The following is a 24,135-nucleotide window of genomic DNA, read 5'->3' on the forward strand; positions in this document are numbered from 1 at the left end:
GGAGGGAATGCAGATGCCAAAGTCGACCAAATACATCGCCAAAGTGGCCGATGAACGCGGCCATATCGCCTATACAGAAGAAGAGGACGCCGTTTGGGCTGACCTCTATGCTGCGCAAGCAGAGAACGTGCAGCGTTATATGGCGCGAGACTATCTTGAAGGGTTGGAAAGGCTGGACTTGCCAAAGACCCGCGTGCCTTCTTGCGCGGATATCTCGGAACGGCTGTTGGACATGACCGGCTGGCGGGTTCAGCCTGTGCCAGCGCTTATCGGGTTCAAGACATTCTTTGGCATGCTGGCAGATAAGGTGTTTCCCGCTGCGTCCTTTATTCGGTCACGCGAGGATTTCGATTACATTGAGGAACCCGATATTTTTCATGAAATTTTCGGTCATACCCCGCTGCTGAGCGATCCACGCTTTGCGGCGTTCAGCCATGCCATCGGCAAGGCAGGCGTGCAGGCTGATGACAAGGACTATGCCTGGCTGATCCGACTGTATTGGTTTTCGATCGAATTTGGGTTGCGTCGACAGGATGGTGTGATCAAGGCGTTGGGGTCGGGGTTGGCGTCCTCGCCGACAGAGCTTGTCTATGCCGTCGAAAGCGACATTCCTGATCGGGATCCGTTCGATGCGCTGACGATCCTGCGCACGCCTTATCGGATCGATATGCATCAGATGGGCTATTTCGTGCTAAACTCACCCGAGGAACTTTTTGCCGCCGCCGACCGCGATTTGCTGGCAGACGTGCGACAGGCACAATTCCTGGGATTGTTGCCAAACAAGTTCCCGGAAAAAGCAACCGCAGCGGAGTGAACGGATCATGACACTAACAGGAGAAACCTGCAGCCTATCGGACCGAACCTGTGTGCCCTGTTCAGGTGGCGTTCCAGCTTTGACGCGGGATGAGGCGAACACGCACATGGCGGAGCTTTCGCCCGATTGGAATCTGGACGCTGATTCGAAAGAACTGAGCCGTCACTACAAGTTCAAAGGGTTCGCCAAGGCGACCTATCTAGCCAATCTTTGCGCGTGGCTCGCCGATCAGCAGGGGCACCACCCGGATGTCACCTTTGGCTGGGGTTATGTGGATGTCAGGCTGACCACGCATGAAATTGGTGGTCTAAGCGAGAATGATTTCATCTGGGCGGCCAAACTGGACCAGTTGACCATATAGATCAGCCTTCCATACAGGAAAAAACCAGCGCTTTATTGACTCATGCTGCACCGGCACAATAGGAGGGTCCGGTCGGTTGCATGGGGTGACCGGCGCTGTTTTCCCCGATGGAGCTTGTCTAAAAATGTCTGAACTGCGTGAAACCGCGATTGCGTCCAAGGCCTGGCCTTTCGAAGAGGCGCGCCGGGTGCTCAAACGCTATCAGAAAGCGGCTCCGGAAAAGGGATACGTGCTGTTTCAGACCGGCTATGGCCCGTCGGGTCTGCCGCATATCGGTACATTTGGCGAGGTTGCACGGACCTCGATGGTCCGTCACGCCTTTGAACAAATCAGTGACATCCCGACTAAGCTGATCTGTTTCTCGGACGACATGGACGGTTTCCGCAAGGTGCCGACCAACGTGCCGATGCAGGAAGAGCTGAAAGAAGACCTGCATCTGCCGCTGACCAAGGTGCGCGATCCGTTTGGCACCCATGCCGGGTTTGCCCAGCACAACAATGCGATGCTGTGCGATTTCCTGGACAGTTTCGGGTTTGAGTACGAGTTCGCCTCGGCCACGGATTACTACACCAGCGGTCGGTTTGATGAGATGCTGTTGATCGCGTTGGAGCGCTTCGACAAAATTCAAGAGATCATGCTGCCGACGCTTGGGCCGGAACGGCGCGAGACCTATTCGTGCTTCCTGCCGATCAGCCCGAAAACCGGGCACGTGCTGCAAGTGCCGACGCTGGAGCGCAATGTCGCTAAGGGCACGATCGTCTATCAGGAACCTGACGGCGAGAAGGTCGAAATCCCGGTCACTGGCGGTAACGTCAAGATGCAGTGGAAGCCGGATTGGGCGATGCGCTGGGCTGCGCTGGGTGTGGACTATGAGATGTCGGGCAAGGACCTGATCGACTCGGTCACGCAGTCGTCCAAGATTTGCCGGGCGCTGGGCCAAAAGCCACCCGAGGCGCTGAGCTATGAGCTGTTCAACGACGAGCAGGGCCAGAAGATTTCCAAATCGAAGGGCAATGGCTTGTCGATGGAGGAATGGCTGACCTATGCCGCGCCTGAAAGCCTGTCGTATTTCATGTATCAAAAGCCCAAGACGGCAAAGCGGCTGTATTTTGACGTAATCCCGAAGGCAGTGGATGAGTATCATCAACAGCTGCGAGCCTATCCGGGGCAGGAGCTGAAGGCCCAGTTGAACAACCCTGTTTGGCATATCCATGGCGGCAATGTTCCTGCATCCACGCTGATGGTGCCTTTTGCGATGTTGTTGAACCTCGCGTCCGTTTCGGGGGCTGAGGATAAAGAGGCGTTGTGGGGGTTCATTCGCCGCTATGCGCCTGAGGCGACGGCTGAAACGCATCCGGATCTGGATCAGGCGGCTGGCTTTGCTGTGCGCTATTTCAACGATTTCGTCAAACCAACACGTCAGCACCGCGCCCCGACGGATCAGGAACGCGAAGCGTTGGAGGCACTGAAAACTGCGTTGGAAGCTTATGACGGCCCCATTGAGGATGAAGCGCTGCAATCGGTGGTTTATTCGATCGGGCGAGAGCGGTTCGATCCCATGCGGGGTTGGTTTACTGCGCTGTATGAAGTGTTGTTGGGTGCCTCGCAGGGCCCACGTTTTGGCGGCTTTATCGCGCTGTACGGCGTGCCGGAAACGATCGCGCTGATCGATAAGGCGTTGGCGGGTGAGCTGGTCTGATTTGACCTGATACCGCGTGGGGCTACTCTTTCAACAGGAGGTGGCCCCATGCGTCGAATACTGCTTGCACTATCCCTCAGCGCCGGTTTGGCCTCGGGCGCGTTTGCCCAAAGCGCCGAGATCGAGAAAAACATCGCGGCGCAGATTAAGGCGTTTGAGGCTGATGATTTTGCCACCGCCTTTACCTTTGCCAGCCCCAATATCCAGCAACTGTTTCAAACGCCCGAGAATTTCGGCGTCATGGTTAGGCGCGGCTATCCGATGGTCTGGCGTCCGGCGGAGGTTCGTTTTCTGGAATTGCGCGAGGTGGCCGGGGCGCTGTGGCAAAAAGTCATGATCACTGATGACGCTGGTAGGGTGCATATCCTGGACTATCAGATGGTGCAGATGGACAACGGTTGGAAGATCAATGGCGTGCAACTGCTGGGCAATTCTGATCCGGCAGCTTGATGCAACACCACCGTCACGGTGATATGAGCGGCGGTTAATCCCTTTTCGGTACTCAGGCTTTTGCGTTCGGGGCGTGTGTCTCCGGGCACTGGGTTTATGCGCGCTGATGCGGCGCGATTGGGAAAGGGATTTCTATGAACAAGGCAATCACCGACGGTATCGTGTTCACGCCGCCTGCTTTCGCAAATGGTTTGAATGTGTGGTCCAGCGGCGACGGGACGCCCGGCTCGCCTACCTATGACGGATCGGGCACCGGCGCATTTGTTCCGGCGGATGCGGATTTTGCGGGCTGTCTGGAAATCCTGAAAGTCAGCACCACCCAGCGCCTGCGTTACATGGGGCAGACGCCGTTGTTGCCGGGCTGTTACCTGCAAATCAAGGCTCGGGTCAAAGCCATCAGCGGCCCGCTGCCCGAGGTACGTATCGCCGGATGGGCTGGCGGTACCGGGGATGTTCAGGTTACCGGTGTGGTCGAGCAAGGCCCGGCCACGCAGCTTTCGGGCTATGGCACTGTGCACGAGATCACGGCCATTGTCGGCACCGGTCAACGCCCTGGCGTGGATATGCCATGGGGTGTACAAGCCCTTTACGGGCATTTCGGTCTGGATATCGACGGCGCAAATGGGGCGGTTATCCGCGTTGATGATATCGAGATTTCGGATGTCACCGGTGTGTTCCTTCGCAATCTCATCAGTCTGGTCGATGTCCGCGATTTCGGCGCGGTCGGGGATGGCGTGACGGATGACTCAGCTGCGTTTGAGGCCGCGGATCAGGCTGCGAATGGTCGTCGTATTTTCGTGCCCGAGGGGACCTATCTGCTGGCGCAAAACACGTCGGTGGCATCCGAGATCGAATTTGAAGGCACCGTAACAATGCCGGATGACAAGATGCTGCTGCTGACCAAGAATTTTGATCTGCCGACCTATATCAATGCGTTTGGTGATGAAATGCGGGCCTTTAAAAAGGCGTTTCAGGCGTTGTTGAACAATTCTGACCATGAATCGTTGGATATGGGTGGGCGCAAGGTATCGGTAACCGAGCCCATCGATATGGCCGCTGCTGTTCCGAACCGGCAAACCGGATTCTCGACGCGCCGTGTGATCCGCAACGGACAGTTTGACGTCAAAAGCAGTACGGCCTGGGATACCGAAACCTTTACATCGGTCGCGACCTACAACCCGAACGATCCCACCCGGTTGGTGAACGTGGCGAATGTGGCCAACATTCCGGTTGGTTGTCTGGTACAGGGGAGCGGGGTCGGTCGCGAGATTTACGTGCGTTCGAAGAACGACGGCGCGGGTGAAATCACGCTCAGCGCGCCGCTCTACGATGCGTCTGGTACGCAGACATTCACGTTCCTGTCTTTCAAGTACCTGCTGGATTTCAGTGGTTTCAGCACGCTGCGCAAATTTGGAATGGAACAGATCGAATTCCAATGTAACGGCCGCAGCAGCGCGATCCGTCTGGCCCCGTCAGGCAGCACCTTTGCATTGGCGAACTGTTTTGTCAGCCGCCCCAAAGATCGCGGGATCACGTCTATCGGTACTGGTTGTCAGGGCATGTTGATCGATACGTGTCAATTCCTGTCCACCGAAGAATCCTTTAACGTCCCAGACCGTTCGTCGATCGCGCTAAACGCGACGGCCAACGACGTCAAACTGCGCCACAACCGGGCCGTACGGTTCCGCCATTTTGCGGTTCTGGGTGGCACCAACAACATGATCCTCGGCAATCACTTTTTTCAGGGCGACAGCATTCCACAAGGTGTACGCAGCCCTGGATTGGTCATGATCGGCACTTACAACAGCTCGACAATCTCGGGGAACTATATCGACAATTGCTCGATCCTGTGGACCAACGAACGTGACGCAGATCCGGTTTACACAACCGGGTTTTCCTTCAGCTCGATGGCCATTACCGACAATATTTTCTATTCCAGCGAGGCCCCGCCCTGGTTCACTTACCTCATTGTTCGTCCCCATGGTGCAGGACACTTCCTGAACGGTGTGATCGTGACCGGAAATAAGTTCCGCGCAACAAGCGGTGGTATCACGCGGGTGGAACGGGTGGATACCTCATTTGCCAGTATGAACAACTATGCGCATCGCAATGTGATGTTTGAAAACAATACCTTTCACGGCGTTGACCAAAAAGTTGCGAACCCATTGCGGGTCAAGCATACGCAAGGAACCGCAGCGCAAGCCTGGTCCGTTCAGACAGCCGGAGAGCTGCCTTTCGGGGGCTATGCGCGTAGTTGCGACGCGGTTACGGCATTGGGAGCTTTGAGAAATACATTCGGCGCGGTGACCTATGCCACCCCCTATGTGCAGTTAGAACAAGGTGCGTCGAGAAACGCGATCAACCTGCGCTGGCCCGAGGCGGTCCGCGGAGAAGTCTCGACCCGCATTCGTATGGAAAGCTGACAACTGGGATGGCCACACTTTTGCAGGGTGGCCATTTCACCGGTATCAAAACTCTTCCCAAAGCGCGATTTTCAAACCAGTATCGTTGCGGGCATCGTTGCGTTCAAGGCCCAGCACCCAGGTGGGCCCTTTGTCGCGCGCACGGATCATGACCGAGGGCCTGGCCCTCCAAAATAACGAGTGTCCAGAGGTATAAGCCGTTTCCACCTGTATCAGAGGATTGAGCAATCGATCTGACGAAAGGCCCGCCGTGATATCCAGTTTGCGATAAACCGCGTCATGTGTGCGAATTTCCAGGGCCGTGTCGACCGCAACCCAACCGTTGCCCCAACCGGTTTGAAACCCTTTGCCATAGGACAGGGTCAGTTTGTACATCGCCCAGGCGTCAAGTTGCTTGTGGTGGGCACCGGCCCCGAACTCGGCCGCGAAATGCCCCCATTTGTTGAAATTGGCCACGGGAACCCGGGCAAACAACAGGGCGTGGCCGTAGAAATCCCGGCTTTGTTCGAAATCTACCCCGATTGTGAGGTTCGGCCTGTATCCGAATTCAGCATAAAGCGCCGTTTTGTAATCATAGCTGCCGTCACGGTCTTTGAATGCAGTGACCGAGGCCGCGGTGAACGCTGCGTCCTTCTCACGCAGCCATGCGCCGGACCAAGCCGGGGCTGCGGCAAGCAGCAATACCAAAAAAGCGAGAACCCGGAACATGCACGCAGTTTCCGCAAGCATGGTTAACGGTTGGTTAGTGTTTTGTTTATTTTCTGGAAACCAATCCAAGGCGACGTGTCGTTTAAGGAAACACAAGACCTTTCCAAATCCTGTGTTAAGCTTGCAAAAGAAAAGGGAGATTCCAGATGCCGAAGATTTCCAAGACCGCGAGCGTCCAGACTGTCATCACCACTTTTGAGATGACACCGGGTACCTGCCACGATCTGTTGGATGCGTTGACCGACGCCTACGCCGAGTTTATCTCGAAACAGCCGGGATTTGTTTCCGCAGGGCTGCATGTGAACGATGCGCAGACGCGGATTGCCAACTATTCCCAATGGAACCGTCGTGAGGATTTTCTGGCAATGTTGCGAACGCCGGAAATGCGCGATCGCAATCGCAAGATCAACGAGATGTGTAAAAGCTTTGAGCCGGTGATGTATGACGTGGCCGAAACTTTTGGCAGTTCCTGACTTGTATCAAAACCTTAATCGATAAAATCAGGTATGGTGGCTGAAGAAAGTAGAGGCTCACCATGTATCACAACATTCTTGTTCCAATTTCATTTGATGCCGATCGGGATATCTCCGGCCCGCTGAAACTGGCCGAGATTTTGGCAACACCAGATGCTCAGGTGACACTGCTGCATGTGGTCGAGCATATTCCGAACTACGCGATTTCCTACATGCCGCCGGAATATCTGACCGCGGCCCGCAAGGCGGTCCAGGGCGAGCTGGATGAGTTGGCGGCCAAGCTGTCCAATGCGACGGGTGTGGTGATCGAAGGGCATTCTGGGCGCACCATTCTGGACTGGGCGGAATCCCACAAGCCTGACCTGATCATCATGGCCTCACACCGGCCTGGCATGCAGGATCTTTTGTTGGGCTCAACCACAAACCACGTGGTCCGTCACGCCGCCTGTGCGGTTCACGTGGTGCGTTGATCAGGCCGCAAATCGTTGGGGGCAAGGCGCCAGGCCTTGCCGAACCCTCCGTTCAGAACGGCGTCTGAAATGGCGAAACGCACAAAGCTGAAATCGGTGAAATCGACATAGAGTTTCGATTTGGGTCGCAAGGTCAGATATCGCGACCGCAAGCTGGCATGTTCGGCGCTTTCACGGGCAACGAACGTGGCTGTGGCATGCAATGTCAATCGGGGATGGGTCAGCGGGTCGCCGGTGTTGCCGGGTTCTCCGATTAGCAACGCGCAAACCGGATTGGCACGCAAGGCGGCTGTATGATCCGCCAATGTCGAAATCAGGGTCATAGGGCTGCCCGCGTCATCCGTGGCCAGGGCGATGCGCGACACCGAAGGCACCCCTAAGTCCGGTCGCAAAGTGGCAAGCGCACCATAGGTTGCGCCCTCGATCAGATCACGAGTCAAACATCGGGCGGTCTCATCGACCGGGTGAAATGGGCTGGATTGGCTCATGATGTGCGTGGTTCTAGCTGTTTGAAACACGCAAAAGATACCCCCTATGCCCTCCCTGTGCGAGGGCTTGTTTCCGGGTCAATTGGGGTCTCGGTTTCGCCACAAATCGAGGGTAACAGAGGGACATGCAGTTTAGAAAACCCACCCCTGAAACGGAATCTTCTGTCCCCAAGGTTTCGCGGCGTCAAAAACGGGCAGAGGCGCAGCGGAAACGCGCATTATCCCCGGTTCGAATTTTCCTCATGGTCCTGATGCTGCCGGTGACGATTATGGGTATCGTCGTGGGGGTCTATCTGCGGACGTCTGAGTATAGGCACGAAGAAGCTTTGCTGCATCTGATTGCCCTGGCCGGGTGCGGCGCGATTGAAACCATTGTGCCGGGGCCATTCGTTGAGGGCGGTCCTGGGTATCACCCGCGCAATGACCCCGATGGCGATGGTGTGGCCTGCGGAACGCAAAGGTCGATTTCCGGGCAGAGCGCAGTGCCGCAACCGGCTGAAACGCCCAGATCGCGGACAGTCGGCAACGCCAAATTCCTGCGGCCCTGACCCCAAATCTAACAGAATCCCCGTGACTGTGGTACACTCCGCCGGACGCGTCGTTTTGGCCGTCATTGGGGGATTTCGCCCAGATAGTGAGGAAAATCATGTTTGCACGTATTACTCAGTTCAAGATGAAGCCCGGAATGCGGGATGCGGCCGAGGCAAAGATGAACGAGCTTAAAGATCAGATTATGGGCATGGAAGGCATGCACAGCTTTACCAATGTCATGAACGAGGACGGTACCGGTTTTGTTGTGGCCGTGGTTCAAAGCGAAGAAACCTCGAACGCCAACGCCCCCAAAGTGGCGGCGCTTTGGGGACATTTTGCCGAATTCCTAGAAGGCCCGCCATCACCGGCCGGGTTCGACGTGGTTGTCCATTGGGATAAAGGATAGGTCCGCGTATTCAGGGCCAAATTTCTCAACTCTAGTACCAGACTTTTTCAGGAGGAATGTTCAATGAGCTTTTCGAAATGCGCAGCTATGGCTTTGATCGCAACCCTGTTTTCCGGTGCGGCCATTGCCGACACATCCAAAGATTTCCTGACGGCGACCAAGGTGTCCCAGATTAAGGATATGGGCGCACAGCAAATGGACGGGGCGTCGATAGAAAAGATCGTCTCGGGGAAAACTCTCAAAAGTTCCAATTGGACCTGGACGTTTGAAAAAGATGGAAAACAATCTTCGACGGCAAATGACGGGTCATGGACAGACCAAGGCACGTGGTCGGTCAAAGGCAATGAACTCTGCCGGGAATCTGATACCTCTGGTAAGGGTGAACTCTGTTCGAAGGTCTATTTTATGGGCCGTGACCTGAGATTCACTGACGGCAAACGCAATTTGCATGATTGGTGGGTCAGCTACTAAACACATGGCAAGAAAGTAAGCGAGAGGATTGACCATCTCGCTTGCTTTCAGTCGTTCTTGCAAGCCAAGATCCAACCATGACCCGAGATGAATTCAACAGCTTTTGCGCCAGCCTCAAAGCCACCAGCCACGTGGTGCAATGGGGCAATGCGGATGTGTGGAAGGTGGGCGGCAAGGTCTTTGCGATCTGCGGCTGGAACGATGGGATGGACGCGTTTACCTTCAAGGCCACCGATCTGGCTTTTGAGGTTCTTGGTGATGAGCCCGGTATCCGCCCAGCGCCTTATCTGGCCTCGCGGGGGATGAAGTGGCTGCAGGTCTATGAGGAACGCGGGATGAGCGATACTTCCCTGCGCGAGCATATCGTGACGTCCTATGATCTGGTTGTGGCCAAGCTGACCAAGAAGGCGCGAGCCGAATTGGGTGTTTAACCCTTCATCGCGTGCAGCAATTCCAGTAGACGTTTTCGGTCGTCATCATCGGCGTAATCTCCGATCGCCAGACGCTGGGCGATGTTCAAGCGCAAGCGTTCGTGCTGGGTACGCACTTCTTCTCCGGCGGTTTCGGCTAGCGTTTTCATGATCACCGCCACGGCCTGTTGCCGCTTGGTGGTGGGGTTGGCGATGTAATCGACCAGGCTTTGCTGCCCGGAATCGAGGATGTTTTCGGCCAGATCGCGCAGCTGCTCGCCATTGGGCAGCAGTGGGGCAGGGGCATCTTCTGGTGGCAGGATTTCCGGCACGCTGCGCGGAGACTCGGCCAATGCGTTAGCGCCGTCAACAAAGGCCTCGGTGATCATACGGGTGATCTTGATCGCGCGCGGGTCCTTGAACAGGGCCGAGGCGATGGCCACGCCGTAATCGGTATAGACCCACGGATTGACCCGCCGTCCGCCACGGCCCTTGGGTTTTGAGATCACATTCTGTGATTGCAAATCGGCGACCTCGGCATCGGTCAGCTGAAAGCGGTAGCCCTCGAACAGGTCCTTGTTGCGCGAGACGGCCTGATTGAAGGCGCTGACGGACTTTCCGTAGAACTGCGCCAGATCCTCGGCCAGCACCACACGGGTACCGCGAACCCGGTGAATGGCGCTTTGGACCTCATGCGTGCTGGGCAGGGTGTTTGGTTTCGTCATGGCAACCGTTTGGAATCACAATTTGTGATTTCAAACGTGGAGGAGTGCGCGCTGGGCTGCAAGGGTGGAGTGTGGGAGAGTTTGATACTTCACCGAGCGAAAATATCGCAATGATTCCAGAGCCGACTTGGACCGCATCAATTAAGACGAAGCGATCTGAGAAAAGCTCGGGCATTCGTGATAACTCTCCCACATACGGTCAATCAGGCGAAAACGTGGTGAAAACCCTGCATTTTAACTTATCTTCAGCATAGACAGCTTCAACCCAAGCGGGTTTCTTTCTTTTCAGCGATTTCGCAAACGTCTCTTCGCACAGGTTCATTGCATCCTTTTCGGCGGCTTCGCGGCTTGGTGCGCTCTTGGAATAGGCCCAGGTATGAATTCCATTTGTCGCGAAAGACCGATATTCATCAAAATTAATCTGCGACCACCCGTCGAGATAGTTGTATGCATCCAAAGCGGTTTTTGACAGGGTCAACTCTTTTGATTTTATGTCAAAGCCTGTAGGTACAACGGAAAGGTATAGGACGCAGTCTTCGGGACTTTCCGCTTTGAAGCGGCATGACCGCATCGCAACGTCCTGAGCTGTTTTCAAGTTGTGATATCCCCATGCGGCACCATTGAAGTTATCCGTTTTCTTTGTTGTGTTGATTACCACTGCACCAAAGAAATCAGCTTTTTGCGAGTACCTAACATCCCTCTTTTGTGAGCCTCGCAGCTTGACATCCGAATGATAAATGAGAGTGCGCCCAGAGTAGTCCGTACGAGGTTCATCTGACCATGCAGGTGCAATAGAAGTTACAATGACAGTGAAAACCGGAATAAGAAATCGCATAGGTCGCCTTTTGCATTTAACGTAATTTTTCAGGGCGACTACCTCTATAGGTTGTTTCTTGGTGCTGCCTCAATGGTAAAAAGTGGCTTAGATATTCACCGCTTCCGCCTCTTCACATTCCCACCCCTTTGCCCCGGCCTGCCAGCCGTTGACCGACCGCGCGACTTCACGGCGTCTTCCGAGGCTTTCTCGACCGCCCATTGACGCGCCATCGGGTCGTCGGCAACGGCCAGATCGACCGCTTCCAGACGTTTGATCTCATCCCGGATGTTGGCGGCTTCTTCAAATTCCAGGTTCTCGGCGGCTTTTCGCATTTGTTCGCGCAGACCGTCCAGATGGGCCTCGAGGTTGGCGCCGTGCATCGGTTTTTCGATGGTGGCGGTGACGCGGTTCATGTCGACGTCGCCTTCGTAGAGACCGGCCAGAACGTCTTCGACGTTCTTCTTCACCGTCTCAGGCGTGATGCCGTGTTCCTCGTTGTAAGCGAGTTGCTTGGCGCGGCGGCGGTTGGTTTCATTCAGGGCGCGTTCCATGCTGCCGGTAACCTTGTCGGCATACATGATCACCCGGCCATCGGCGTTCCGCGCGGCGCGGCCAATGGTTTGAACCAGAGAGGTCTCGGACCGCAAAAATCCCTCTTTATCCGCGTCCAGAATGGCGACCAGCCCGCATTCGGGGATGTCGAGGCCTTCACGCAGCAGGTTGATGCCAACCAGCACGTCGAACGCGCCCAGACGCAGGTCGCGCAGAATCTCGATACGTTCCAGCGTGTCGATGTCCGAGTGCATGTAGCGGACCTTGATGCCCTGTTCGTGCAGGTATTCGGTCAGATCCTCTGCCATGCGTTTGGTCAGGGTCGTGACCAGAGTGCGATAGCCATCGGCGGCGACCTTGCGCACCTCGTCCAGAAGGTCGTCCACCTGCATGGATACAGGGCGGATTTCGACCTCAGGGTCCAGCAGGCCGGTGGGGCGGATCACCTGTTCGGTGAAGACGCCGCCGGTCTGTTCGATCTCCCACTTCGCCGGGGTGGCCGAGACAAACACGGATTGGGGGCGCATGGCGTCCCATTCCTCGAACTTCAGCGGTCGGTTGTCCATGCAGGAGGGCAGCCGGAACCCGTGTTCGGCCAGCGTGAACTTGCGCCGATAGTCACCCCGGTACATGCCGCCGATCTGCGGAACGCTGACGTGGGATTCGTCGGCAAAGACGATCGCGTTATCGGGGATGAATTCGAACAGGGTCGGGGGCGGCTCACCGGGTGCGCGGCCTGTGAGATAGCGCGAGTAGTTCTCGATCCCATTGCAGACGCCGGTGGCCTCAAGCATTTCCAGATCGAAATTGGTGCGCTGTTCCAGTCGCTGCGCTTCCAGCAATTTGCCCTCGCCCACCAGTTGATCAAGCCGGGTGCGGAGTTCTTTTTTGATCCCAATGATGGCCTGCTGCATGGTCGGTTTCGGCGTCACGTAGTGTGAGTTCGCATAAACGCGCACCTGCTCCATTGTGGCCGCGCGTTCGCCAGTCAGCGGGTCGAATTCGGTAATGGTCTCCAGTTCCTCGCCAAAGAACGAGAATTTCCAGGCGCGATCCTCAAGGTGGGCGGGCCAGATTTCCAAGGAATCGCCGCGTACCCGGAAAGACCCGCGCTGAAACGCTTGATCGTTGCGCCGGTATTGCTGGGCGACCAGATCGGCCATCACCTGTCGCTGGTCGTATTCGTTGCCGACCTTTAGGTCTTGCGTCATCGCTCCATAGGTTTCGACTGAACCAATACCATAGATGCAGGAAACCGAGGCGACGATGATCACATCGTCCCGCTCTAACAGTGCCCGCGTGGCCGAGTGGCGCATCCGGTCGATCTGCTCGTTAATCTGGGATTCTTTCTCGATGTAGGTGTCCGACCGCGCCACGTAGGCCTCAGGCTGATAGTAGTCATAGTAGGACACGAAATACTCGACCGAGTTCTCGGGGAAGAAGCCTTTGAATTCGCCATACAACTGCGCTGCCAGCGTCTTATTGGGTGCAAGGATGATAGCCGGGCGCTGGGTCTCCTCGATCACCTTGGCCATGGTAAAGGTCTTGCCCGTCCCCGTCGCGCCCAGCAGAACCTGATCGCGTTCACCGTCCATCACACCCCCGGCCAGCTCCTTGATGGCCGTTGGTTGGTCACCCGCTGGTGCGAACTCGGTATGCATAACGAATTCCTTGCCGCCTTCCAGCTTCAGGCGGGCGCGGACATCCTCGGCATTCATCTGGGTCTTGTCGGAATGAGCATAGGCCATAGGGGAAGATTCCTTTCGCGCCTGATTTTGATCTGTTTTTGTTCTTGTTCAAGGGGGCATTTCCAAATGCCGAAATTGCGACAATTGCGGACTTGTCCGCGCCGCCTGCCTGACGCATAAACATCCCTATCCAAATGAGTACGGAGAGGCGACATGCGCGCACGGATTTACCAGCCCGCAAGAAATGCAATGACCTCGGGAATGGCCAAGACCCGCAAGTGGGTTTTGGAATACGCCCCCGCGTCATCGCGCGAGGTTGATCCGCTGATGGGCTGGACCTCGTCCAACGACACGCAGACCCAGGTGCGCCTGAAGTTCGACACCAAGGAAGAGGCGTTGGATTACGCCAAGGACAACGGGATTGATGCGCAGGTCAGCGAACCGCATAAGCGCAAGCCCAACGTACGCGCAGGTGGGTATGGTGAAAACTTCGCCCCGGGTCGTCGGGCACCCTGGACCCATTGACCGAAACCCTTGGAATGATCGACATCCGCGAAGTGGATCCCGGAGCGCAGGACATGCGCCCGATCATTCAAGCGCATTTGGCCCATAGCTGGGATGCCACGCCCCAGACCTCGAACCACACCCTGGACGTCGATGCATTGCGAGAGCCCGGCATTCGATTCTGGGCATTGTATGAAGCGGGTAAACCGCTGGGATGCGGAGCGCTTAAAGCCTTGCCCGATGGCACCTCTGAGGTGAAATCAGTGCATGTCGTGACCGCCGCCCGTGGCCGTGGTCTGGCGCGAGTGATCATGACCTACCTGGCTGACCTTGCCCGTTCAGAAGGTGTGGCGGCCCTGGTGCTGGAAACTGGGGCGGAACATCTGACGGAATATGATGCCGCGCGCAAACTCTATGAGGCGCTGGGATATACCTATTGCGGACCGATATTTGGGTATGAGGCCGACCCGAACAGCGCCTTCATGCGCTTGGGTCTTGAACCCCGCCCGTAAAAACCGCAAGAAGGGCGCAGCGGTCCCTTAGCTCAACTGGATAGAGCAGCTGACTTCTAATCAGCAGGTTGAGGGTTCGAGTCCTTCAGGGATCGCCATTTCACCAAATCATCGAAATACCAAAGAAAGAAATCTTGAACACGTCCGTTGTCGCTGTACCAAGGTCGGTCGCAATTGTTGGAGATTACTTGGATTTCAGTGGGAAGGTGCTTTGCCATGATTTCGACCCGTGTTGCACTAGCGGGCAACGATACGTTCAAGTTCCGAGCGGTCAACTTTAGATGCGTGGCGTTTGTCCATGGGGATTTTGTGAACTGAAATCACATTGGGCACGCCAAAATCCGACGCGAATTTACGCCAATCCTGAAGGTGATCACGGCGCCCTTCGACACATAGCGTCGGTCTGGTCCCAGTGTTGATCAACGCACAGCGCGCAACACCCGGCCATTGTCTTGCCGCGACTTCAATCGCAAAGGGAAAGAGCAGGCCCGATTTCACTTCTATTTCAGACCCCACCCGACCCCACAACCACAAGCGTCCCTCTTCATCCAACGTGCCGGCGTCTCCGGTGCGATGCCAGATGACGGCGCCTTCTTTGATTTTATTTTCGCCCGAATGTGCGGGATCAAGATAGCCGTCATTCACGTGCGCCCCAGCGACCTGTATCTCGTTGTCGCAGATACGGAGTATGATTTCAGGAACCGGATACCCCACAAGTAGACCTTTCCCTTCGGCCATCTGTCGGTGATCGTGTTCTGAGATATCTGTGGCATCAAGGTGGGCAATCGGTTCAGCCTCGGTCGATCCATAGACACAAACCACGGAAAGCCCGTTTCGGGTTCGCAACGTGTCAACAAGGTCCGGAAAAACCGGACCGCCACCCGTGAAGACCGTGTTCAACTGTCCGGTATTTTGGGTTTGGGTCAGTTTTTCGCAAATTGAGGGTGGAATGAGGGCGCGAGTAACTTGCTGCTTTTGAATCCAGTCCGCCAAGTGGGTGGGCGCAAGGCGGTCAAACTTGCTCAGCCGCCAGTTTGGCATAACGGTGGTGCGCCCTGCGGCCAGGTTGATCAGGGTGAACACCGGAAAGGCCACCAAATCCCTTTCAGCCTTGTCGCTTTCTAGAAGGGGAGCAATGGCGTCGTGTTGCGCCATTAAAAACGCATGCGAGCGCGGGATGGCCTTGGGCTGGCCTGTCGTTCCGGAGGTGAATGAGATCAAGGCTGTGTCATCGGCCTGAATCTGATGATTGGGCGGCGAGCCGGGGCCTTCTTTGGGCGTCAGAAGTTGCAGCCTCCAAAGCTCTGGAATTAGAAACTTGAGCAAAGAGTACGCGCCCGCTGCGCAAAACGCCTTGGGCGAAGTGCCCCGCGCAGCGTGGCGCAAACCGGCCAGTCCCATTGCCGGTTCCGGCAGCACAACGGTTGCACCCAACGACCACAGGGCCGCCAGGCTCGCATATAGGTCTGCGTCGACGGGCATTGCCAGCAATACGCGGTCGCCTGGCCTGATACCTTTTGCGTGCCATCGGCCTGCCAGTTTCTGCATGCGAGAGTGCAGTTGCTGAAAACTGATCTGGCGGCCTTTGCCGTCCACTATGGCGGTTCTGTTCGGAAACCGTTCAACCGCAGCAGCAAAATGTGCTATCAAATCAGCCATTCAGCTTACGTCCAAGCAGAGAGTATCGCCGGAATATAGTCGCCCCTTCTGCCGCACTGCGATCAGCGGACTTATTGTCGTCGTGGATCAGGGCATGGATGGCAGTGTCGCACCCCATCTCTGCAGCCGCTTTGTGAAACCTGTGGGCCAGATGCCGCCCTGCACCCGGTTCCAGACTTGCATAGGTTTTGAGGATCGCGGAACTGGGGGTAGCCCCTTCGGCATAGTTGGGAATGCCGAACAGAAAACCCGCCAAATTGCCATCGTGGCGACGCGCAAACAGGATCAGTTCACGCTTCATCATCGGCACGACAGGCAGGTACATGGCCAGGAACTCGGACTCGGAAATCGGTTTGTAAAACGCATTTTCCGAAAACGCCTGTGCAGACAGCGCGAACACCTGGCGAAACAAGCCTTCGGGATCATTTCCATCCCACGCTTCCACCTCAAAACCATCGTTTTCAGGCGGTGCCACTGAGTCGGTATCCTCCAACCGCACACGGGCCGAGAAATACCGGCTGATTTCGCAAAAACCCGCGGATCGGAAGACTTCAGGTTCATGCGCTTTGTTGGTCGGCTCCATCAGGAACGGAGCGGATCCGTCGCTGTAGGAGACGAACCGGTAACTGTGCCAGGTGTCCCCTGACATCGGCCCAATGACCCGGTCGATGCCTGCGTTTCTGACCAGTTCTATACCCGTATCCAGAATTTCGGCACCGGCTTCGGGTGATTTGCATGAAAAGTCACCGAATGTTGCCGCTTGTACGCCCTCCCAATTGGGGCCGTTCAGGTAAACGGTCAGCTTCGCATCAGCGGTTTTGATTGTCTCTTTGGTCATGACGCGACTCCGGCAAAAAAACCTGCACCGATCGATCCCGCAACGGAGTACGCGTAATAGATCAACGGAAGGGCAAGGGCCAATACTGTTAACCTCAGCACCCGATCTTTTTCAAACCACCGCGGTCTGATCCACGGTACGGCCGTCATGCAGATTAAGGAAAGCAGCGCCAGAATTGTCAGCGGTTCGGCCCAGCGTGCAGGTTCCGGGTTCAGCGCAGTAGCAAAGTGTCTGACTAAGAATAATGTTGTGGCCACCACAAGGATCGCAAGGATTTTGCCTCGCAGCGCCAGAACGCTGAACCCCATGGCCAGCCCCATCGCACTGAGGCCATAAAACGATACGGCATTCCACCCGGTCGCATTGCCAAGCGCCAGCCATCCGAAACTGAACAACCCCAGAGACGCCACGACATCCAGATCCGGGTACTTGCTGTCGCAGGGGGTCGATACCCGTGCCCAAAGATGCGTCGCCAGTACCAAAATAGGCAGGACCGCATTTTGAAGTGCAGTGACCGCCAGCAAGAGGAAAACGGTGATGACGTAAACCCGTGTGGCATGTTTGGTAAGACCCAGCCTTGCGCCCAGGATGCTGAAACCGCCGAGCGAGGCCAGAAAAACCAAGGCTATGGTCGCCAGCTCAATCAAGGAACTGTCGAAGTGTACGCTCAGAAAAATCAGGAGGCCAAGTGGGAGGAACAGGTTGTCAAAACCCCGCCAGCTTTGGGCCTCGACCAGGGTTCCAAACGCAGCAACCATAACGCAGAGCATAAGGGTGTTCGCCGGTGGCAAGGCGGCCATGAACAGAAAACAGACGATCGCGATCAGCATCGTAACCACGAAAAAAACGACCGATCCCTCGACGCTTTTCTCACCATCCTCGACAATGAACCGCCGCGTTCCATACGCGGTTCCGGCCAGCGCGGCGGCGGCGTCTGCCAAGGTCAGAACCGCAATCGGCAAGATGTAGAACAACAGGTTGTCCCCGGCCAGCAGGAAGCAAAGCCCCACCGACAACGCGAGCAGGAAGTCACCATATGATGTTCGCTCCACCCCATGCAGGGTCGCGCCAAGACCTTTCGAATAACGAGGAAGACGCAAGACAAGCATCACAAGCATTGTGGCGGCGATCAGCATATAAACCGGCCAGCGGTCGGGAAAGATCCAGGGCAGCAGCAACGCAAAGAGCCCCGTGCTTACATGCATCAGTTTCCGCTGCACTTCGGCGTTCAGCCCTGCAGCTTTGGCCAGATGGCGGATGACCATCATCACGCCGAGCAATGCCAACACCGACCCTGCCGCCAGCAATATCTGCATGAGAACGGTCAAGGCCGGACCTCTTCGACCACGAAATCCGAATAGAAGAAGGCCAGATCGCGAGCCTTCTGTTGTGTTTCGATATCGGTCAGGGTTTCAATCCTGTCCCGGTAATCCGCTGGTACACGGCGCGGCGCCATCATGTTCCAATACACCAGTCGCGCATTTGGCTCTGCAGCACTCAGGATCGCACCATAGACCTGCTTGAAAGTATCAGGGGACATGTATTCGAAAATGTCGGACAGGTTGAACCCGCTGGCCTTTTCGCCTGTCGCGACGAAAGCCTCGAGCGAGCCAAGGCGAATATCCAGGCGATCCAATCGGGACCGGACAGTTTCATAATGTTCCGGACGCCACGCCATCGGCAATGCGTCGCCATGGGTGCCCTTCAGAATCCAGTGCAGATAAGGGTTTTGCGATGGATCGGTCGCGACCCCGGCATGGCGCAGTCGGCGAGCAACATGTTGGGCCGGGCTTCCATCTACGTGGTCGAAAAACGCGCTGTCCCGCCCCATCCGCCCCATCACGAATCGCGAGAAGAAAGTGTTTAGCAACAACCGCCATCGGAATGTGTTGAACCGCGTGTCGAAAAAAACCTCGCGTGCGTCGGGGGGGCGGGGCGTGAACACGTCGTCGACGGTGCGGCGCGAATGGACCAGCGGTAACAGCCAAGTTCGAAAGATGCGAAAATACCGCTCGAACTTACCGACGCCGCCGATGCCGTGTCTGTCTACTTCGGACGCAAGGGTCTGCCAGAAGGCGTTTGTTTCTTCATCGGTTTCTTCCAACACCCGGTTCAGCAAAGCAAGCCGCCGCTTACTTTGGCGCGAGCCTGTCAACTCAATGAACTCTGAATGCGTCAGCACCTTATACGCCGCGATCCTGAGCTTGAGGCAGGCGATCTGAGCCGGGGACAAATCCAGCACCACAACACGCGCGGGATCGAGTGTCAGCATGGCCAGCGCATTGTCTCCGGCCGAACATATCGACACCAGTGTCCGCCCCGTGCAATCACCCAATGCGGCGGTCAGGACGTCCGCGTCCTCCCACAGTTGGGCGTACCGGATATGGTCGAAATCCGCCTTTTCTTCGATTTCACTGCTACGCATCGCACCGCTCCACGGCGCCGCTTGCCCCGTCGACAGACAGTACTTCTCCGTCTTTGATCCATTGTGTGGCCCCTTTAAGGCCAACAACGCAGGGGATACCCAATTCGCGCGCCACAATGGCCGAGTGGGACAACAAGCTGCCACGTTCGACAACGATGGCAGAGGCGTTCGAGAAAACGGCGATCCAGCCTGGATCGGTGTGGCGGGCGACCAGTACTTCGCCGGGGTTCAGCGCCTCGGTCCGAGGATCGCGGATCACCCGCGCACGTGCTTTGACTTGACCCGCGGAACAGCCCGTTCCGTACTTTGTCCGTGTGGCATCTGCTTCGGCCTCAATCGAATCAGACCAGACAGGCGCGATGGCAGGACCTTGGATTTCAATCCGTTCGGGCGGATCGGGGCGTTGGGATGAGGCCGCATCTTCGGCTTTGCGTCGTGCAACGATGCCTTTCAGGTCAGGCGACAGGTTGAACCCCTCGACCGCGCCAAGGACTTCATGCGTTGTCAGAAAGAACACATCTCTTGGTGTTTCAAGCAAGTCGCGCGCGGTAAATTCCCGACCGATCCCCAAAAACACACGGCGCGCATAGCCAAAGATGCGCGTGCGTTCAAAGCGCAGGTTTTCGCGGTCGCGCACACGCGCCTTGGTCCAACCCAAAATCCATTTCGCAACATGTCGCTTGATCGGGCTCGCTGGGAACAGTGCCTTCCAATCCGGTTCCCGGCCTTCCTGACGCCCGCCGGGAGGATGATCGGCGCAGGCGGCAATCGCCAGCAACAGGCTTGTCGGGTCGTCTTGCAGAGGGATGCTTTCCAGCTTTAGCTCTTCGGTGCATCGGTCTCCGAATTTCTCAAGATAGGATTCAACTTCAGCCTCGATCTGTGGGTGCGCGGACAAAACGGACAGCCGCGCGTCAGCTTTCAACTGTTCCGTGATACCGGCGGTGCGCACCAGATGGCCGATCCGGGCAATGCGCTGCGCAGGTTCGGCTGACACGATGTCACCCTGGCCGATCATCAGGTCATTATGCAGCGTCAGGCCGTCTTCACCAAGCCACCTTTGCAGCAGGTTGCGCGACCCGCCAAATGCAATCATGCACAGAAAATCATTGATCAATGGGGCATCCCACCGATCCAGCAAGGTGCTTTCGATGCAGCGGTATTCGGCTGCAAGCTGGGTCGCATTAGACGCATCTACGTCCAGCCCCGCCTGCAATACCCCGTTCAGCCTGTCATAAAAGCTTCGCCGCGTCCGTGGCAGGCAGATGGCCTGCCAGATCAGCCCGGCCGCGACCTTGCCCAGCTTTGCGTATTCCACAATCCTGCGCCAACCAACCGAGGGGGGTGGGGCCAGGGCATCCGTGACCTCTCGCGGCATGGGTTCCGACACGCCCATCATCGTTTCCATATAGTCGCGGTTCAGCGAAAACCCCGGCAACAGGGCCAAGGCCCGATACCAGTTGATCAGGTTGTAATAGACACGCCCATCCACGCGCCCGAGCAAATTGTCGAACACCGTTGGATTCTGGTCGACCGTACGCTTGGAGACGCCCAACAACCTGACAAACGCGCGGTAGACCTGAGCATACACGTGCAGAGCAAAGGAATAGGTCAGCGGGCTAACGATACCGGGATAGCTTTCGACAATGTTCGAGTTGTCGAAAATCGTCAGCGTTGTGTCGGCCAAGGCCGCGGGGCGCAATGGCGTTGTGATTGGTCGGGCCTGCAGAATATGAAGCCCCTGTGCATCAATGGCCCATTCAATATCCTGGGGCGATCCGAAAAGCTCTTCGGCTTCACGCGCGAGGGCGGCAATGGACTGCGCGTCACTCACCATTAAATACTCAGGCTTATCCGGTGCGCTTTCAGGTGCGTCATCCGCGCCTATGATCCAATCTTCCCCGTCCGTCTCACCAGAAACCAACTGCTCAGCCAGACCATCAATTGCCGAAATTACGACCACACCGCGACGACCGCTAACCGGGTCGGCGGAAAATGCGACACCTGCAGATTTTGGATTAATCATGCGCTGTACGATGATCGCGGGTCCTTCGGCCTCGCCCCCGGATTTGACCGCGCGGTATGTCTCGACCGTCTCTGAGAAACCGGAATGCCAGACCTTTTTGGCCGCTTTCAAAACAGAGCTGCCCGAAACGTTCAGAACCGTTTCGTATTGTCCCGCATGGCTGTGTTCCACACCATCTTCGGCCTTACCAGAGCTACGAACCGCGTAAAGCCCGCTTCCGAGTGTTTTCAGCGCGGCAGTCAAAGCCGATTTCAGACCGTTTTGAGCAATGGGACCGGATTTCCCCATGCGGAATGCATCGCTGGTGATGACAAAAAATGCGGGCGGGGCAAAACCATGCTGCGTAAGATGCGATAAAGCAGCTGCCTTGCCCCCTACAACGGAAACATCGTTTGCATCCGATTGGGCGACGATGAAGGTCATGTAAGCGCTCCGATCAGGTACGGAAGGAAACCAGCTGTGGCGTAGCAGAAAAACACCCATAGGCCGGCGATTGTGTCCATCCGGTCTTGGGCTTTCACTGTCGGCGCCTGAACATAGCGTTTTGCTGCCAGACAACAGGGGATCAGGGCCAACCCGCCGATCAAGGCGCTTAACCAACCAACGCCGGTTGCGGCACCTGTGCCCACAAGCAGCGCATAGGATATCAAAACGCAACCCACCCAGATGCGCCCTGCCTGAGGCGGGCCCCATAACCCGGAATAGGTGTCCACGCCGGTGATCTCATTTTCGGGTGCCCACAATTTGCGGCCAATCTCAAGCACACACCCGTTCACGAAGGACAGCGCCAGAAACAACCACAGGAAGGGTGCCGCCTGACCTTTTGGCAGCCATTCGATGCCGGTCAGCAGCAAATCGATCAGAGGCATGATTGCCATATGGCTTAGCAGGTACAGGACCGGTCGTGCCTTCAACCAGGCGGGCGCGCCAAATTCGACGGTCATTGCCCCAAGCCAGATCCAGACTAAACCCAATAGCCACAAGACCGGCGGGTACCACAGCCAGGCGGCGGCAACAGACAAAGGCACGGTCAACAGGCCCCAGCCCAATACTTCGCGCTTGGATACCAGACCACGTGGAATTGGCCTGCCGGGCCGGTAACGTCGGTCATCCTCGGCGTCTTTGAATTCGTCACAGACCCGCATCTGGAAAAACAGCGCCATGGCAAGGACAAAACCGGCGGCAAATGCAGGCCATTCCGGCAGGGGGCGATCCGCCAGACGGGCGGACACACATATACTGGCCGCAGAAAACACAAGCAGCAGGGGCACGGTTTTCTTCAGCGGAAATCGTTCAGCCTGATAAATCCAGAAGCGGCTTTGAAAGCTCATCTTTGGCGGGCCAGACTTTCATGAGCGCGGGTAAAATGCCCTGCCGCGATCGCCGCGAGGATGGATATTTCCCCACACAGGCAGGTTGCCGCGGCCACCTCAGCCAACGCTGTACCACACCCGTTGCCCTTAAGGCCGAGTATATTCAGGGCCGCAGTCTGGCTTGGCAACCCGGTGCCGCCCCCGACTGATCCAACCAAAATGTTTGGCAATGTCACCGAACAGAATAGATCATCACCCCTTGGCTCCATTCTTGTGACGCCCATCGCACTTTCGGCCACGCAAGCCGCGTCCTGGCCGGTTGCTATGTAAAACGCGGCCAGCCCGTTGGCATAATGCGCCTGTGCGCCAAACTGACCCGACAGATGCGCACCCAGATTGGCGACACGCCCATAGGCCAACATCGCCTCGACCGTTGTGCCTAGCGTCTTTTCGACAATTTCAGCAGGAAGTGTGACCGAGGCGCTAACCTTTCGTCCGCGCCCTGTCACCAGCCCAAGCGCCGAAGCTTTCTTATCACCTGAGAAATTCCCTTCGACATACCAGTTCTCGAACTCGACCGGACAGTTATCTGCAATTTCATGGCACATCGCATCGGTGGCAATGGTCACCATGTTCTGTCCGGCTGCATCGCCGGTGGTGTATCGGCAGATCAAGAACACGACGTTGGTGTCTATGAACGGCTCCAGCGAAACTAGCTTGCCGTGGCCGGTGGTCGCCTCGGCCGCGGATTTGAGCATTTCGACATTTGAAACCACCCAATCCACGAATTGCCCGGCCTTTAGCAGGCTTTCAAACACAAAGGCCGGAGTGCGCAGCACCCCTTCGTACAAAACAGCCGTGCTGATACCACCAGACCGGGTGGCGGCATAGGCACCCCGGGCATATGAGGCGATCAACGCCGCCTCGGTTGTGGCGAGGGGAACGTGGAAATCCCCGTTTGCGTTCATTCCGTTCAAACGCAACGGCCCAATAACTCCAACAGGAAGCTTAACCGTCCCAATGAAATTTTCGATATTGGCACTGTAAATTTCTGCAGCGTCAAGCGTTGCAGGGTCCGCAATCTGCGCCTGATCTTCATCACCTGCGGTTGGTTTCAGCTTTTCCCAAAACCGCACAACCATTTCAGGGGTTGTCTTGCGCGATGGTCGCAAGGTGGCAAATTCGGCGTCGTTTGACGCCATCTGCTGCGGTATCTGATCGGCATCAAATCGAGCCTTGATGCGATGAAGCATCTCACGAACGTGAAACGGAATTATCAAAAGTACGCTCCGGTATCTGTCCCGCAAAAACTATTGCAGATGCAAATCAATGTGTCTGCACGTTACCAAAAGGTCCGCCGATATCCAGCCAT

Annotated in this window: 25 protein-coding genes and 1 tRNA gene; 14 read left to right on the plus strand and 12 right to left on the minus strand. The window is 56.5% G+C overall.

Annotated features, from left to right (window positions below; genetic code table 11):
* Positions 1-13: 13 nt before the first annotated feature.
* The 5 genes from phhA (at position 14) to ACR0B0_RS13675 (ending at position 5,747) form a co-directional block, all read left to right on the plus strand.
* On the plus strand, positions 14-814 hold the full coding sequence (phhA, locus tag ACR0B0_RS13655; protein WP_480648211.1) for a phenylalanine 4-monooxygenase: 801 nt from the start codon (positions 14-16) through the stop codon (positions 812-814).
* Between the two features lie 7 nt (positions 815-821).
* A complete protein-coding gene (locus ACR0B0_RS13660; protein ID WP_226689357.1) occupies positions 822-1,175 on the plus strand; it encodes a 4a-hydroxytetrahydrobiopterin dehydratase in 354 nt (117 codons plus the stop codon).
* 124 nt (positions 1,176-1,299) lie between these two features.
* Positions 1,300-2,874, plus strand: coding sequence for a lysine--tRNA ligase (locus ACR0B0_RS13665; protein WP_170361504.1), 1,575 nt, complete (start codon positions 1,300-1,302; stop codon positions 2,872-2,874).
* Between the two features lie 48 nt (positions 2,875-2,922).
* Positions 2,923-3,324: a DUF4864 domain-containing protein gene (locus tag ACR0B0_RS13670; protein WP_170361506.1), complete on the plus strand. Its 402-nt coding sequence runs from the start codon at positions 2,923-2,925 to the stop codon at positions 3,322-3,324.
* A gap of 134 nt (positions 3,325-3,458) precedes the next feature.
* On the plus strand, positions 3,459-5,747 hold the full coding sequence (locus ACR0B0_RS13675) for a glycosyl hydrolase family 28-related protein (RefSeq protein WP_480648214.1): 2,289 nt from the start codon (positions 3,459-3,461) through the stop codon (positions 5,745-5,747).
* Between the two features lie 45 nt (positions 5,748-5,792).
* On the opposite strand, the gene ACR0B0_RS13680 is transcribed toward ACR0B0_RS13675, so the two are convergent.
* The gene (locus ACR0B0_RS13680) at positions 5,793-6,455 is read right to left on the minus strand and encodes a hypothetical protein (protein WP_170350534.1); all 663 of its coding nucleotides are present in this window, start codon (positions 6,453-6,455) and stop codon (positions 5,793-5,795) included.
* 146 nt (positions 6,456-6,601) lie between these two features.
* On the opposite strand from ACR0B0_RS13680, the gene ACR0B0_RS13685 reads away from it, so the two are divergent.
* A complete protein-coding gene (locus tag ACR0B0_RS13685; RefSeq protein WP_170350533.1) occupies positions 6,602-6,928 on the plus strand; it encodes an antibiotic biosynthesis monooxygenase family protein in 327 nt (108 codons plus the stop codon).
* Between the two features lie 62 nt (positions 6,929-6,990).
* Positions 6,991-7,398: a universal stress protein gene (locus ACR0B0_RS13690; RefSeq protein ID WP_170350532.1), complete on the plus strand. Its 408-nt coding sequence runs from the start codon at positions 6,991-6,993 to the stop codon at positions 7,396-7,398.
* Here ACR0B0_RS13690 and ACR0B0_RS13695 read toward each other — a convergent pair.
* Entirely contained in the window at positions 7,383-7,886 is a 504-nt protein-coding gene (locus tag ACR0B0_RS13695) for a HugZ family pyridoxamine 5'-phosphate oxidase (RefSeq protein WP_170350531.1), read from the minus strand. The genes ACR0B0_RS13690 and ACR0B0_RS13695 overlap by 16 nt on opposite strands.
* Positions 7,887-8,128: 242 nt before the next feature.
* Between ACR0B0_RS13695 and ACR0B0_RS13700 the strand changes: the two genes are divergently transcribed.
* From ACR0B0_RS13700 to ACR0B0_RS13715, 4 genes are all read left to right on the plus strand, one after another.
* The gene (locus ACR0B0_RS13700) at positions 8,129-8,434 is read left to right on the plus strand and encodes an excalibur calcium-binding domain-containing protein (RefSeq protein ID WP_226689361.1); all 306 of its coding nucleotides are present in this window, start codon (positions 8,129-8,131) and stop codon (positions 8,432-8,434) included.
* Positions 8,435-8,532: 98 nt separating this feature from the next.
* On the plus strand, positions 8,533-8,823 hold the full coding sequence (locus ACR0B0_RS13705) for an antibiotic biosynthesis monooxygenase family protein (protein WP_170350529.1): 291 nt from the start codon (positions 8,533-8,535) through the stop codon (positions 8,821-8,823).
* Positions 8,824-8,886: 63 nt separating this feature from the next.
* Positions 8,887-9,294: a hypothetical protein gene (locus ACR0B0_RS13710; protein WP_480648215.1), complete on the plus strand. Its 408-nt coding sequence runs from the start codon at positions 8,887-8,889 to the stop codon at positions 9,292-9,294.
* A 77-nt stretch (positions 9,295-9,371) separates the two neighbouring features.
* Positions 9,372-9,725, plus strand: a complete 354-nt coding sequence (locus tag ACR0B0_RS13715; RefSeq protein ID WP_480648217.1) for an MmcQ/YjbR family DNA-binding protein — start codon at positions 9,372-9,374, stop codon at positions 9,723-9,725.
* Here ACR0B0_RS13715 and ACR0B0_RS13720 read toward each other — a convergent pair.
* The 3 genes from ACR0B0_RS13720 to uvrB form a co-directional block, all read right to left on the minus strand.
* A complete protein-coding gene (locus tag ACR0B0_RS13720; protein ID WP_480648219.1) occupies positions 9,722-10,429 on the minus strand; it encodes an ORF6N domain-containing protein in 708 nt (235 codons plus the stop codon). The genes ACR0B0_RS13715 and ACR0B0_RS13720 overlap by 4 nt on opposite strands.
* Positions 10,430-10,628: 199 nt before the next feature.
* Entirely contained in the window at positions 10,629-11,264 is a 636-nt protein-coding gene (locus ACR0B0_RS13725; RefSeq protein ID WP_170350522.1) for a hypothetical protein, read from the minus strand.
* 95 nt (positions 11,265-11,359) lie between these two features.
* Positions 11,360-13,546: an excinuclease ABC subunit UvrB gene (gene uvrB / locus ACR0B0_RS13730; RefSeq protein ID WP_480648222.1), complete on the minus strand. Its 2,187-nt coding sequence runs from the start codon at positions 13,544-13,546 to the stop codon at positions 11,360-11,362.
* 153 nt (positions 13,547-13,699) lie between these two features.
* Here uvrB and ACR0B0_RS13735 point away from each other — a divergent pair, with 153 nt between their 5' ends.
* The 3 genes from ACR0B0_RS13735 (at position 13,700) to ACR0B0_RS13745 (ending at position 14,600) form a co-directional block, all read left to right on the plus strand.
* On the plus strand, positions 13,700-14,011 hold the full coding sequence (locus ACR0B0_RS13735; RefSeq protein ID WP_170361525.1) for an ETC complex I subunit: 312 nt from the start codon (positions 13,700-13,702) through the stop codon (positions 14,009-14,011).
* The gene (locus ACR0B0_RS13740) at positions 14,008-14,502 is read left to right on the plus strand and encodes a GNAT family N-acetyltransferase (RefSeq protein WP_480648224.1); all 495 of its coding nucleotides are present in this window, start codon (positions 14,008-14,010) and stop codon (positions 14,500-14,502) included. Before ACR0B0_RS13735 ends, ACR0B0_RS13740 begins: the two co-directional genes overlap by 4 nt.
* Positions 14,503-14,523: 21 nt before the next feature.
* Positions 14,524-14,600: transfer RNA gene (locus ACR0B0_RS13745), tRNA-Arg, on the plus strand.
* Positions 14,601-14,739: 139 nt separating this feature from the next.
* Here the strand turns inward: ACR0B0_RS13745 and ACR0B0_RS13750 are convergent.
* From ACR0B0_RS13750 to ACR0B0_RS13780, 7 genes are read right to left on the minus strand one after another with little or no spacing between them, the layout of a single operon-like run.
* On the minus strand, positions 14,740-16,161 hold the full coding sequence (locus ACR0B0_RS13750) for an AMP-binding protein (RefSeq protein ID WP_480648226.1): 1,422 nt from the start codon (positions 16,159-16,161) through the stop codon (positions 14,740-14,742).
* Positions 16,154-16,999: a hypothetical protein gene (locus ACR0B0_RS13755; RefSeq protein WP_480648228.1), complete on the minus strand. Its 846-nt coding sequence runs from the start codon at positions 16,997-16,999 to the stop codon at positions 16,154-16,156. The genes ACR0B0_RS13750 and ACR0B0_RS13755 overlap by 8 nt, the downstream gene beginning before the upstream one ends.
* Positions 16,996-18,327 carry a hypothetical protein gene (locus ACR0B0_RS13760; RefSeq protein WP_480648230.1) on the minus strand — a complete coding sequence of 444 codons (1,332 nt, stop codon included), beginning with the start codon at positions 18,325-18,327 and terminating at the stop codon, positions 16,996-16,998. The genes ACR0B0_RS13755 and ACR0B0_RS13760 overlap by 4 nt, the downstream gene beginning before the upstream one ends.
* Positions 18,324-19,424 carry a BtaA family protein gene (locus tag ACR0B0_RS13765; RefSeq protein ID WP_480648232.1) on the minus strand — a complete coding sequence of 367 codons (1,101 nt, stop codon included), beginning with the start codon at positions 19,422-19,424 and terminating at the stop codon, positions 18,324-18,326. The genes ACR0B0_RS13760 and ACR0B0_RS13765 overlap by 4 nt, the downstream gene beginning before the upstream one ends.
* On the minus strand, positions 19,417-21,873 hold the full coding sequence (locus ACR0B0_RS13770) for a PEP/pyruvate-binding domain-containing protein (protein WP_480648234.1): 2,457 nt from the start codon (positions 21,871-21,873) through the stop codon (positions 19,417-19,419). Before ACR0B0_RS13770 ends, ACR0B0_RS13765 begins: the two co-directional genes overlap by 8 nt.
* A complete protein-coding gene (locus ACR0B0_RS13775) occupies positions 21,870-22,781 on the minus strand; it encodes a UbiA family prenyltransferase (RefSeq protein ID WP_480648236.1) in 912 nt (303 codons plus the stop codon). The genes ACR0B0_RS13770 and ACR0B0_RS13775 overlap by 4 nt, the downstream gene beginning before the upstream one ends.
* Positions 22,778-24,016: a hydroxymethylglutaryl-CoA reductase gene (locus ACR0B0_RS13780; RefSeq protein WP_480648238.1), complete on the minus strand. Its 1,239-nt coding sequence runs from the start codon at positions 24,014-24,016 to the stop codon at positions 22,778-22,780. The genes ACR0B0_RS13775 and ACR0B0_RS13780 overlap by 4 nt, the downstream gene beginning before the upstream one ends.
* Positions 24,017-24,135 lie beyond the last annotated feature (119 nt).

The organism is Ruegeria sp. BA12, from assembly GCF_056539625.1.